Origin of the sequence: Streptosporangium sp. NBC_01810 (assembly GCF_035917355.1) — a bacterium.
GTDB lineage: Bacteria > Actinomycetota > Actinomycetes > Streptosporangiales > Streptosporangiaceae > Streptosporangium.
On the sequence record NZ_CP109070.1, the window covers coordinates 4507150 to 4518998 of the forward strand.

General features: G+C 70.5%; 9 protein-coding genes. 7 read left to right on the plus strand and 2 right to left on the minus strand.

All coding sequences use genetic code 11. The features are described 5' to 3' along the window. Positions 1-382: 382 nt before the first annotated feature. From OIE13_RS19515 to OIE13_RS19545, 7 genes are all read left to right on the plus strand, one after another. Complete coding sequence (locus OIE13_RS19515; RefSeq protein ID WP_326828500.1) at positions 383-2107, plus strand: ABC transporter ATP-binding protein; 1725 nt, start codon at positions 383-385, stop codon at positions 2105-2107. Then, positions 2104-3864, plus strand: coding sequence for an ABC transporter ATP-binding protein (locus OIE13_RS19520; protein WP_326637763.1), 1761 nt, complete (start codon positions 2104-2106; stop codon positions 3862-3864). Before OIE13_RS19515 ends, OIE13_RS19520 begins: the two co-directional genes overlap by 4 nt. Before the next feature lie 205 nt (positions 3865-4069). Then, the gene (locus OIE13_RS19525; protein ID WP_326637761.1) at positions 4070-5110 is read left to right on the plus strand and encodes an ABC transporter substrate-binding protein; all 1041 of its coding nucleotides are present in this window, start codon (positions 4070-4072) and stop codon (positions 5108-5110) included. Positions 5111-5119: 9 nt separating this feature from the next. Next, a complete protein-coding gene (locus OIE13_RS19530) occupies positions 5120-6145 on the plus strand; it encodes a FecCD family ABC transporter permease (RefSeq protein ID WP_326828501.1) in 1026 nt (341 codons plus the stop codon). Positions 6146-6150: 5 nt separating this feature from the next. Then, on the plus strand, positions 6151-7206 hold the full coding sequence (locus OIE13_RS19535; RefSeq protein WP_326828502.1) for a FecCD family ABC transporter permease: 1056 nt from the start codon (positions 6151-6153) through the stop codon (positions 7204-7206). Beyond that, positions 7203-7976, plus strand: a complete 774-nt coding sequence (locus tag OIE13_RS19540) for an ABC transporter ATP-binding protein (RefSeq protein WP_326637758.1) — start codon at positions 7203-7205, stop codon at positions 7974-7976. Before OIE13_RS19535 ends, OIE13_RS19540 begins: the two co-directional genes overlap by 4 nt. 141 nt (positions 7977-8117) lie before the next feature. Continuing rightward, a complete protein-coding gene (locus OIE13_RS19545; RefSeq protein WP_326637757.1) occupies positions 8118-9227 on the plus strand; it encodes a DegT/DnrJ/EryC1/StrS family aminotransferase in 1110 nt (369 codons plus the stop codon). Here the strand turns inward: OIE13_RS19545 and OIE13_RS19550 are convergent. Beyond that, positions 9193-10878 (minus strand): NDP-hexose 2,3-dehydratase family protein, encoded by a 1686-nt coding sequence (locus OIE13_RS19550; protein WP_326828503.1) that lies wholly within the window; start codon positions 10876-10878, stop codon positions 9193-9195. The genes OIE13_RS19545 and OIE13_RS19550 overlap by 35 nt on opposite strands. A gap of 235 nt (positions 10879-11113) precedes the next feature. Further along, positions 11114-11719, minus strand: coding sequence for a dTDP-4-dehydrorhamnose 3,5-epimerase family protein (locus tag OIE13_RS19555; protein ID WP_326637753.1), 606 nt, complete (start codon positions 11717-11719; stop codon positions 11114-11116). Positions 11720-11849 lie beyond the last annotated feature (130 nt).

An 11849-nucleotide genomic window follows, 5' to 3' on the forward strand; every position in this document is an offset into this window, starting at 1 on the left:
TCGGCGTACAGCCGGTCATGACATCTTGATCCGATATCGTGCCCCCCGGCCGCGGGATATCTGGCTTGTCGAAATCGACCGGACCCGGCTAGGCTCCCCTAATTAGGATAGGCTAACCTATCCATTCCGGGTGAGCCATCCGCCCATCCGTCCAGAGCCGCCATGAAAGAACCCCCCATGCCCCCGGCGTCCCCAGTCCTACCCACGCACCGTACAGGGTGGCTCCGGGCCTGCCTGGGCATGCCGGTCGCCGCGTGTGCGCCGAGCCTCGCCCTCGGCACCGGGACCGTCGGCTCTCTCCGACAGAACCACCGGTGGGGGTGGTGACCGTGAGCCTGGGCGGAGTCTGTTTCGCATGGCTGCCGGCCGGAAAGGCGCGCGCGTGACCGGGGCGAGCATCCTGCGCAGGACCATGAGGCGTAACGCCGCGCGCCTGAGCGCGGGCACCCTGCTGACCAGCCTGCACCAGGTGTGCGAGGCGAGCGTGCCGATCCTCATCGGTGTGATCGTCGACCGCGCGATCGGCCTGGGCGACACCGGATCGCTGCTGTGGTGGCTGACCGCGCTGGCCGCGCTGTTCACCGTCCTGAGCCTGGCCTACCGCTACGGCGCGCGGACCCTCATGCGCGCCATCGCCCACGAGGCCCATCTGTTGCGCCTGGAGTTCGCCGCGAAGATCATCGACCCGCGCGGTCTGGACACCGACCTGCGCGCGGGCGAACTGCTGACGATCTCCTCCAACGACGCCGACAACACCTCCGAACTCCTGGACTACCTGCCACGCGCGGTCGGGGCGCTGGTCGCGGCAGCGGTGTGCGCCGTGACGCTGCTGCTCATCGACACGCCCCTCGGCGTGGCCGTCCTGGTGGCCACGCCTTTGACACTGCTGGCGCTGCACGTCGGCACGCCGTACATCACCCGGCACGTCGCCGCCCAGCAGGAGCTGGCCGGTCAGGCCGCGGCGCTGGCGACCGACCTGGTCAGCGGCGTGCGACCGCTGCGGGGCATCGGCGCCGAGGCGGCGGCCTCCCAACGGTACGCGCGGATCAGCCGGCTCTCGCTGGCGGCCGCGCTGCGGGCCGGCCGTACCCAGGCGATCTACACGGCCGTCTCCGGCACGGGTGGTGCGCTGCTGGCGTGCGGGGTCGCGGTGCTCGCCGGGTGGTTCGCGTTGCGCGGCCAGATCTCTGCCGGCGAGTTCCTGACGGTGATCGGGCTGGCGCAGTTCCTGATGGAACCCGTGGGCACGCTGACGATGGTGCCCGGCTGGGTGGCCGAGGCGCGCGCCTCGGCCGACCGGGTGGCGCGCGTGGCCGGCGCGCCCGTGCTGCTGCCCGCCGACACCGACCTCAACACCGACATCAACACCGACCTCAATGCCGACCTCAATGCCGACACCGGCGAGGCGGGCCCGCCGGACGGCGGGCCGGGCGGGCTGGAGGTGTCCGGGGTGAGCTACGACGCGCTCGCCGGGCTGAACCTGGTGGCCGGGCCAGGAGAGTTCGTCGGGGTCATGGCCCACCGCCCCGCCGATGCCGACGCGCTGGTGCGGGTGCTGTCCGGGCGGGTGAACCCTGCCGAGTACAGCGGAAGCGTGCGGGTCGGCGGCCGGATCCTCGTCGAACCCCACCATACCGACCTGTTCGAAGGCACCCTCGCCACCAACCTGGCCGTAGGCGGCCGGCCGGGAAACCCCGAGGAGCTCGCGACGGTCCTGGCCGCCTCAGCAGCCGACGACGTGGTCGCCGCCCATCCCGACGGCCTGGAACGCCAGGTGGTGGAGCGGGGGGCGAGCCTGTCGGGCGGCCAGCGCCAGCGAGTGGCCCTGGCCAGGGCACTGCTGGCCCGCCCCCCGATCCTGGTGCTGCACGACCCGACCACGGCCGTGGACGCGGTCACCGAACAGGGCATCGCCTGGGGCCTGCGCTCCCTGCGCCACCCCGAGGGCGGCGGCACCTTCACCACCGTGGTCGTGACCAGCAGTCCCGCCCTGCTCGCCGCCACCGACCGGGTGTTCGTGCTGGACGGCGGCAAGGTGGTCGCCAAGGGATCACACGCCGACCTGGGCGCCACCGACGACGACTACAGGCGGGCGGTACAGCGATGAGCGCGCCACCGGAACGGGACCTGCTGCCGGTGGCGAGCGGCGGCGAGACCTGGCGCTGGTTGCGCGCCCACCTGCGCGAGCGCCGTGGCACGGTGGTCGTGACGCTGCTCGTGGGCGTGCTCGGCGCGACGGCGTCGGTCATCCCCGCGTACGTGATGGGCATCCTCGTCGACCGCGTGCTCGAGCAGTCGGGCAGCACGGTGATCGTCGCGGTCGCCGTGGCCATCGCGCTGTCGGCTCTCGTCGGCGGCGCGGCCACCGGGCTGACGTCCTATCTGGTGGCCAGGCTGGGAGGCCGGATCCTGGCCGTCCTTCGCGAGCGTACGGTCGCCCGCGCCCTCACACTCCCGCTCGCCAGGCTGGAACGCGCGGGCAAGGGCGACCTGCTGTCGCGCGTCAGCGCGGACGCCGCCGAGGTCACCAAGGCCGTCTCCGACGTCGTCCCCGGCGTGATCGCCTCAGTCCTGCTCGGCACCCTGAGCCTGGCCGCGATGGTCGGCCTCGACTGGCGGCTCGGCCTGGCCGGAGCCGTCTCGGTGCCGCTGTACGCGCTGGCGCTGCGCTGGTATCTCCCCCGGGCCGCCCCTTACTACGCGAAACAGCGCACCGCGGTCGCACGCTCGTCACAGCGGCTGGTGGAGAGCATGCAGGGCGTGCGCACGGTCCACGCCTACCGCGTGGAGGAAGGTCACCTGCGCGCCATCGAGGCCGCCTCACACGACTCAAGGGAGGTGTCGGTGGGGGTGCTGGACCTGTTCACCCGTTTCGTGGGCAGGGTCAACAGGGCCGAGTTCTTCGGTCTGACCACCATTCTGGTCGCCGGCTTCCTGCTGGTCCGCGCGGACGCCGTCACCGTCGGCGAGGCCGCCGCCGCGGCCGTGCTGTTCCACCGGCTGTTCAACCCGATCGGCATGTTGCTGTTCGTCTTCGACGAGGTGCAGGCGGCCGGGGCGAGCCTGGCCAGGCTGGTCGGCGTCGTCCAGCTGGAGTCCGACCCGGAACCCGAGGGGGGAGCGTCACCGGCCGACGCCTCACTCGACCTGGTCGACGTACGCTTCGGCTACGACGGCTCCACCGAGGTCCTGCACGGCGTTACCCTGCGCATCCCCGCCGGGGCCCGGGTGGCCCTGGTCGGCTCGACGGGCGCGGGCAAATCGACCCTGGCCGCCATCGCGGCCGGGTCGCTGCGCCCGAGCGGCGGCAGCGTGCTGATCGGCGGGGTCGCGCCCTCCTCGCTGGACACCGCGAGGCTGCGCGGACACGTCGCGATCATCACGCAGGAGACCCACGTCTTCGCCGGCCCCCTCGTCGAGGACCTGCGCCTGGCCCGCCCCGGGGCGACGGCCGAGCAGGTCACCTCGGCGCTGGAGGTGGTCGGGGCGCTGGCCTGGGCACAGGCGTTGCCCGAGGGCCTCGACACCGTGGTCGGGGAGGGCGGCCACGAGGTGTCCCCCGCCCAGGCGCAGCAGCTCGCCCTGGCCCGCCTGGTACTGGCCGACCCGGCCGTCGCCGTACTGGACGAGGCCACCGCGGAGGCGGGCAGCCTGGGCGCGCGCGTGCTGGAGGACTCGGCCGCCGCGGCCACCCGCGGCAGGACCACCCTGATCGTGGCGCACCGCCTGACCCAGGCCGTCTCCGCCGATCGCGTCGTCGTCCTGGAACACGGGCGGATCGTCGAGGAGGGGCCCCACGAACGGCTGGTCGCCGCCGGGGGCCGTTACGCCCACCTCTGGAAGGCCTGGGAGTCGCGCCGGTAGACCCGGCCGTCGCCGTGCTTCTCGACGGCTGATGCGGGCGAACACGCCCCGGGAGACCCATCCGGGGTCACGCCCGGCCCGAACCGCGTGGGCAGAAGGCATCCGGCGGGAAAGGTGAGATCGGCTACACCGCCCAGGGGTTGAAAATTTGGATAGGCTAACCTAACTTGGTAGCAAGTTTACCTTTGCAAGATAGGAACACCGCATGCGCACGTTGCGTCGGGTTCTCGTCGTGGCGGCGTTGGGCCCTGTGCTCATCGGTTGCGGTGCGCAGAACTCCCCGGACACACAGAGCTCCCCGGACACACAGAATTCCCCGAACACACAGCCCTCGTCCTCCAGCTCGTGGTCGTTCACCGACGGCTCCGGTGAGACGGTCAAGACCGACAAGATCCCTACCCGGATCATCGCGCACGCGGGTGAGGCGGCCGCGCTGATGTCATTCGGCATCAAACCGGTCGGCATCTACGCCGACGAGTCGATCAAGACCGACCTCAACCTGAAGAGCCTCGACCTTTCCGGGATCGAGATCCTCGGCCAGGAGTGGGGGAAGATCGACGTGGAAAAGGCGGCCGCGTTGCGGCCGGATCTGATCGTCGCGGACTGGTGGCCGGCGGAGAAGGCGCACAGCGGCCTGGAGGAAGGGGTCGACGAGAAGAGCAAGAAGCTCGCCGAGCTGGCTCCGGTGGTGGGCGTCGCTCAGGGCAAGTCCATCGAGGACCTGGCCGAGGGGTACGAGAGCCTCGCCAAGAGCCTGGGCGCCAAGGTGGACGCTCCCGAGATCGCCGCGAACAAGAAGCGTTTCGAAGAGTCCGTCGAGAAGTTCAAGGCGGCGGTCGCGGGCAAGCCCGGACTGACGGTCCTCGGCATGTCGCCCGCCGACGACAAGCTGTACGTCGCCAACCCCGAGTACGCGCCCGAACTGCTGGACTTCCAGCGCTGGGGCCTGAAGGTGATCAATCCGGCCAAGCCGGACCCGGGTTTCCCGTACTGGGAGAACCTCAGCTGGGAGAACGCCGACAAGTACCAGCCGGACCTGATCTTGTGGGACGGCAGGTCCTTCACGCCCACGGTCAACGCCGAGTGGGGCAAGAAACAGCCCACCTGGTTCAAGATCAAGGCGGCCAAGGCCGGTGCGGTGGCGGCCTGGCCGGCGTACTGGCTGCACACGTTCGGCGATTTCGCCACCGAGGTGGACAAGCTCACCGAAGCGATCAAGGTCGCTGACGAGAACCTCGGCGACTGACCCCTTTTGATGTCCAGCACGCTTTCACTACGGCGGGCCCCGGTCCTCGGGCTCGGGCTCGCCGCGCTCTGCGTCCTGCTCGCCGCGGTGGCGTTCCTCAGCGTGACCCTCGGCTCGCGTGACATCGGGCTGCCCGACGTTCTGCGGGCATTGGGCGGCCTCGACGCCGATGAGTCGATCACCAGTACGGTGACCCTGGAGCTGCGCGTGCCGCGCACGCTCCTGGGCATCCTGGTGGGTGCCGCCCTGGGCCTCGCAGGCGCGATCCTGCAGGGCGTCACGCGCAATCCGCTGGCCGATGCCGGGATCATGGGGATCAACTCCGGCGCGGCCGTCCTCGTGGTCTTCGCGTTCACGGTTCTGGGAATCCGGGGCGTGGGCGTGTACATATGGTTCGCCTTCGCGGGCGCGATCGTCGCGACCCTGCTGGTGTACGCGATCGCGTCGCTGGGCCGCGAAGGTGCCACCCCCGTCAAACTGGCCCTGGCCGGCGCAGCGGTCACCGCCGGCCTCGGCTCCGTCACCTCGGGCATCATCATGACCAACGTCGACGCACTGAACGAGCTGCGTTTCTGGCAGGTCGGGTCGCTCGCCGGCCGGTACGCGCCGATCCTGACCGGGGTCGCGCCGTTCCTGCTCGCGGGCCTGGTCGCGGCACTGTGCCTGGGCAGGGCGCTCAACGGGCTCGCGCTCGGCGAGGACGTCGCGCGAGTGCTCGGCCGGCGGGTCGGCCTCACCAGAGCCGTCGCCTTCGGGGTCGTCGCGATACTCGCCGGCGCGGCCACGGCGGCCTGCGGGCCGATCGTCTTCATCGGACTGGTGGTGCCGCACCTCGCGCGGGTGCTCTGCGGTCCGGACCACCGATGGATCCTGCCGTACTCGATGCTGCTGGCGCCGATCGTGCTGCTGCTGGCCGACGTGCTCGGCCGGGTCGCGGGCGCCCCCGGGGAACTACAGGCCGGCGTGGTCCTCGGGGTGCTCGGCGCGCCGGTCTTCGTCGTGATCGTGCGCTACGGCCGGCTGTCGGAGGTGTGACCGGCATGACCACGGCTCACGACGCCTCCATGACCGTCTCCGACGCCGTCCGCGCCACCCGGCGCCGCCGTACGGCCCGGATCGTGGTGGTGACCTTCGCGTTGGCCGCGACCGTCGCCACCCTGTTCGTGGTGACCATGATGGTGGGCAGTTTCCGTCTCTCCGCCGCCGAGGTGATCGGGTCGTTGCTGGGCACGATCGACGACCCGAGCCTCGACTTCGTCGTCCTGGGCCTGCGGCTCCCGACCGCCGCGACCGCGCTTTCGGTCGGGCTCGCCCTCGGCGCGTCCGGGACGATCTTCCAGCACCTGCTCCGCAATCCCCTCGCCTCACCCGACTTCGTGGGCATCTCCGCCGGCGCCAGTCTGGCCGCGGTCACCGGCATCGTGTTCCTGAACGTCAGCGGAATCGCCATAGCCGGGCTCGCGCTGGGCGGGGCCGTCGTGGCCGCGCTGCTGATGTATCTGCTCGCCTGGCGCGACGGCGTGAGCGGCTACCGCTTCATCCTGATCGGCATCGGCGTGGCGGCCTGCTTCGAGGGCTTCACCGGGTTCGTGCTGACCCGCGCCCAGCTGTTCGAGGCGCGCCAGGCGATTCACTGGCTGACCGGCTCGGTCGGGCAGGCCGGCGACACCGAGCTGCGGCTCCTGCTCGGCGCACTGGTCGTCCTGCTGCCCCTGGCCATGCTGCTGCAACGGCAGCTTCGCGCGCTCGAACTCGGCGACGACGCCGCGCGAGGACTGGGCGTGACCACCGAGCTCGCCCGCGCCGGTCTGCTGGCCACCGCCGTGGTCCTGGTCGCGCTGGCCGTCGCGGCGGCCGGGCCCCTCGTCTTCGTCGCGCTCGTCGCGGGACCGATCGCCAATCGGCTGCTGGGCCCCGCCACCGGCGGCGTGGTCGCCGCGGCCCTGGTGGGGGCGGTGGTCCTGCTGACCGCCGACCTGGTCGCCGTGCATCTGCTGCCGGCAGCGCTGCCCACCGGTGTGGTCACCGGCGCGGTCGGCGCGCCGTACCTGTTGTGGCTGCTCGCCACCACGAACCGACAAGGAGCAGGCGGATGAGCCGTCTTCGCGCCGAAGGCCTGTCCCTGGGCTACGACGATCGAGCTGTCATCACCGATCTCGACGTCTCCATACTCGACGGAAAGATCACCGCGATCGTCGGCGCCAACGCCTGCGGCAAGTCGACGCTGCTGCGCGGCCTGGCCCGGCTCCTCAAGCCACGCCGGGGAGCCGTGTATCTCGACGACAGGACGCTCACCGAACTGAGCACTCTCGACGTGGCCAAGATGCTCGGCCTGCTGCCGCAGACCCCCGTGGCGCCCGACGGCATCACGGTCGCCGACCTGGTCTCCCGCGGCCGCTACCCGCACCAGGGCTGGTTTCGCCGGTGGACCGACCGTGACCATGAGGCGGTGACCCGGGCGCTGGCCGCGACCGACACGGCCGGCCTGCTCGACCGCCCGCTGCGCGCGCTCTCCGGCGGACAGCGGCAGCGGGTCTGGGTCGCCATGGCGCTGGCCCAGGACACCGACCTGCTGCTGCTCGACGAACCCACCACGTTCTTGGACATCAACCATCAGGTGGAGTTGCTACGGCTGTTGCGCAGGCTCAACGCCGAGTCCGGCAAGACCATCGTCGCGGTGCTGCACGACCTCAACCTCGCCTGCCGCTTCTGCGATCACATCATCGCCATGGCCGACGGCGCCGTCGTCGCCGAGGGGCCCCCGACCGCGGTGGTCACCGCCGAACTGGTCGAGAAGGTGTTCGGCCTCTCCTGCCTGATCGTCCCCGACCCGGTCGCCGGAACTCCCATCGTGGTGCCCGCCTAGACCTTGTCAGGAGGCGTTGTACGCCGGGCAGTCGAACTGATCGGCCTTCGGACGCCACCGCCTCACGGCACCGGGGCAGGGGGCTCCCCCCGCTTCTCGTGGATCATTATGCTGGGCCGAGCCTTCGAGAAAGGGACTGCCATGACCACGCGTGTCTGGGACTATCTGCTGGAATACGACAACGAGCAGAAGGACATCATGGACGCCGTCGAGACGGTGTTCCGGTCAGGGCAGCTGGTCCTCGGCGAAAGTGTCCGCTCCTTCGAGGCGGAGTTCGCCGGCTACCACGGGGTGGGGCACTGCGTCGGCGTCGACAACGGCACCAACGCGATCAAGCTGGGGTTGCAGGCCGTGGGGGTCGGCCCCGGCGACGAGGTGATCACGGTCTCCAACACCGCGGCGCCGACGGTGGTCGCGATCGACGCCATCGGCGCGAGGCCGGTCTTCGTGGACGTGCACCCGGAGAACCACCTGATGGACACCGCCCAGGTGGAGGCCGCCGTCACCGAGCGGACCCGGTGCCTGCTGCCGGTCCACCTGTACGGCCAGTGCGTCGAGATGGAGCCGCTGGAGCGGCTCGCGGCCAGGCACGACCTGATGATCTTCGAGGACTGCGCACAGGCGCACGGCGCCCGCCACCACGGGCGCGTCGCGGGATCGATGGGGAAGGCGGCCGGGTTCTCCTTCTACCCGACCAAGGTGCTCGGCGCCTACGGGGACGGCGGCGCGACGCTCACCTCCGACGACGAGGTCGAGCGGAACCTGCGCAGGCTGCGCTACTACGGCATGGAGAAGACCTACTACGTCGTCGAGACCCCCGGCCACAACAGCAGGCTGGACGAGTTGCAGGCCGAGATCCTGCGCCGCAAGCTGGGCCGGCTCGACCGGTACATCGCCGACCGGCGCGCCGTGGCGGCCCGCTACGCCGACGGCCTCGGCGACACCGAACTCGTCCTTCCCGCGCTCGCCGAGGGCAACGACCACGTCTACTACGTCTACGTGGTGCGCCATCCTCGCCGCGACGACATCATCGAGGCGCTGAAGGCGTACGACATCCAGCTGAACATCAGCTACCCGTGGCCGGTCCACACCATGACCGGGTTCGCCCACCTCGGCTACGGCAGGGGCAGCCTGCCCGTCACCGAGAAGCTGGCCGGTGAGATCTTCTCGCTTCCGATGTACCCGTCACTGCCCGGCGACGTCCAGGACAGGGTGATCAGCGCGCTGCGAGAGGTGCTGGCGTCGTTGTAGTCAGGCTGATCAGCCTCGTCAGGCCCGTCAGGCCCGTCAGGCCCGTCAGGCCCGTCAGGCTCGTCAGGCAGAACAGGAGACTGCGCGCCTGGATGTTGAGGTAGAAGCTGTGCCGCAGCAGCTCCCCGAGCTGGGACACGCTCAGCCAGCGGTACTCGGGATGGTCGATCCCGGCGGCCCCGTCGGTGTGCACGATGAGATAGCGGTTGCGGGCGTTGTGGAAGCGCCCGCCCTCCTCCGACAGGATCGTCTCGAACCGGACGCGCTCAGGGCCGGCCTCCAGCACCTCGTCGAGAAAGGGCGGGCGCGCCCCGGCGGGCAGGTGGTCGTAGTTCTCCGGGGTGCACTGCACGGTCGGCCCCAGCTCCACCACGTCGGCGTAGCCCGGCTCGACCCGCGCGTGCACCAGGGCGTGCAGCACCCCGTCGATCTCCCCGACCAGGAACGCGATGACCCCGGTCCCGAAGGGTTCGATCATGGGCTGGTCCCAGCGGCCGACCTCGCGCCCGCCCGCCTCCACGCTCACCCCGACGACGTCGAAGTAGCGGCCGGTCTCGTGGGAGATCAGCTCGTCCGTCCGCCGCCATCCCCGCACCTCGTCGAGGGGGATCAGCCTGACCTGCGGGTCGGTCCTGGTGCGCATGTCGGTGATCCAGCTCAGCACCTCCCCCATGGTGTGCGGACCGGCCTCGCCCGGATCGCAGGAGCGGACGAGCGCGGCACGGAACTCGCCGTCCGCCTCACCCGCCGGCGTCGCGGCCGGTGCCGTGGCCAGCGTCGCGGCCTGTGTCATAGCCAGTGCTGCGGCCGACGCCGCGGCCGGTGTCATAGCCAGTGCTGCGGCCGACGCCGCGGCCGGTGTCATAGCCAGTGCTGCGGCCGGCGCCGTAGCCGGCGCCGTAGCCAGTGCCGTGGCCAGCACCGAGGTCAGCTCGGCTCCTGAGAACGGCATGCAGGCCAGTACGGTCCGCGCGTCCATGTTCACCAGATCCGGCACCGACATCAGAGTGTGCAGCTGGCCGAGGGTCAGCCAGCAGAAGCCGTCGGCGACCTCGATCTCCCCGGCGATCTCGACGACCATGTTCCGGTTGCGTTTCCGGTAGAACCAGGCGCCCTGCTCGGACTGGCGGATGTCCGCGATCACCTCGTGGCCGGAGGTGTCGAGGAAGTAGTCCAGATAGGGGACCGGCCTGCCCCGGTGCACCCGGGTGTAGTTGCTCCGGGTGGCCTGCACGGTGGGAGAGAGCTGCAGGCCGTTGTGGTTGCCCGGTTCGTGCTTGGCCTGCATGAGGCAGTGCAGGACTCCGTCGATCTCCTTGACCAGGATGCCCAGGATGCCGATCTCCGGCTGGTTGATGATCGGCTGTGACCAGTGGGAGACAGGTCGATCGGGAACGTGGACATCCAGGCCCTCGACGCTGAAGAACTTTCCCGTCCGGTGCCGGATGTTGCCGGTGTGCCGCTCCACCTCCCAGCCGGACAGCCCGGTCAACGGGACCTTCCGCACGTTCATGTACGTACGGTTCGCCGCCTCGGACAGCCACCGGTGGAACTCGTCGAGTGTCGCGAACCACCCTCCCGGGGAGAGCACGGATTCCGCGAGCCGCACCTGCAACGGTGAACGAGTCTGCCGCCGGGAGGGTACGGCCATGCTGGCTCCTTTAATACGAATTTTCATCTTCCGATGGCCGCGACTTTTTATGGCCGCGACTTCCTACGGTCACGGCTTTTTATGGCCGCGACTTCCTATGGCTGTGGCTCGGGGCTCCTCCGAGCCCAGAGCAGCTCCCCTGAACCCAGACGGGGCTCCCCTGAGCCCAGAACTGCTCCCCGCCCCTGGGCCCAGAGCCGCCCCCCGGGCCGCGACCGGCTCCCGCACGCCGTCGTCACACCTGCCGGAAGGTGTCCTCGATCCGCAGGCACTCCTTGTGGTCGGGCAGCATGCCGAGCGCCCGCGCCTTCGCCAGCGTGGGCGCCTCCCGGTCCCGCTCCGACTGGATCAGCGCCAGTCCCTCGGGCAGCCGCAGCCCGAGCTCCGGGTCGAAGGCCGAGAGCGCCAACTCGTTCTCCTTCCGGTACCGCTGCGAGAGCAGGTAAGACATCACGGTGTCGTCCTCAAGCGCGACGAAGGCGTGGCCGAGCCCCGGCGGGAGGTACACCGAGCGGAAGCTCTCACCGGTCAGCATCACCTGGTCCCACACGCCGAACGTCGGGGAGCCGACCCGGAGATCGACGACGATGTCCAGTGCGCTCCCCCGTGTGCAGTGCACGTACTTGGCGGTCCCCGGCGGAGCGAGGGTGAAGTGGATCCCGCGGAGCACGCCGCGTACGGAACCGCTCTGGCTGGTCTGCGCGACCGGGAAGAGCGGGTGTCCGACCGCCTCGACGAACGCCGCCTCCTGGAACGGGGAGACGAAGAGACCCCGCTCGTCGGGGAACACCTCGGGAGTGAATTCGAAAGCGCCGGTGACGGCGAGCGCGCGGGATTCCATTACGGCCGCGCCGCCGGGGGGTGTTCGGTCACAGCAGTCACCAATCGGTCGAGGATGACGGACGGTCACGGAGTGCGGTCCAGCATGCTCGGACCGCCGGTGCGGGGTCAACCAGGTAGGGGTCGCCCGC

What these genes read in the sequence shown, in the direction of transcription:
- OIE13_RS19520 (WP_326637763.1), top strand. Translation starts at nt 2,104, where the DNA reads ATGAGCGCGCCACCGGAACGGGACCTGCTGCCGGTGGCGAGCGGCGGC.
- OIE13_RS19525 (WP_326637761.1), top strand. Translation starts at nt 4,070, where the DNA reads ATGCGCACGTTGCGTCGGGTTCTCGTCGTGGCGGCGTTGGGCCCTGTG.
- OIE13_RS19530 (WP_326828501.1), top strand. Translation starts at nt 5,120, where the DNA reads ATGTCCAGCACGCTTTCACTACGGCGGGCCCCGGTCCTCGGGCTCGGG.
- OIE13_RS19535 (WP_326828502.1), top strand. Translation starts at nt 6,151, where the DNA reads ATGACCACGGCTCACGACGCCTCCATGACCGTCTCCGACGCCGTCCGC.
- OIE13_RS19540 (WP_326637758.1), top strand. Translation starts at nt 7,203, where the DNA reads ATGAGCCGTCTTCGCGCCGAAGGCCTGTCCCTGGGCTACGACGATCGA.
- OIE13_RS19545 (WP_326637757.1), top strand. Translation starts at nt 8,118, where the DNA reads ATGACCACGCGTGTCTGGGACTATCTGCTGGAATACGACAACGAGCAG.
- OIE13_RS19550 (WP_326828503.1), bottom strand. Translation starts at nt 10,878, where the DNA reads ATGGCCGTACCCTCCCGGCGGCAGACTCGTTCACCGTTGCAGGTGCGG.
- OIE13_RS19555 (WP_326637753.1), bottom strand. Translation starts at nt 11,719, where the DNA reads ATGGAATCCCGCGCGCTCGCCGTCACCGGCGCTTTCGAATTCACTCCC.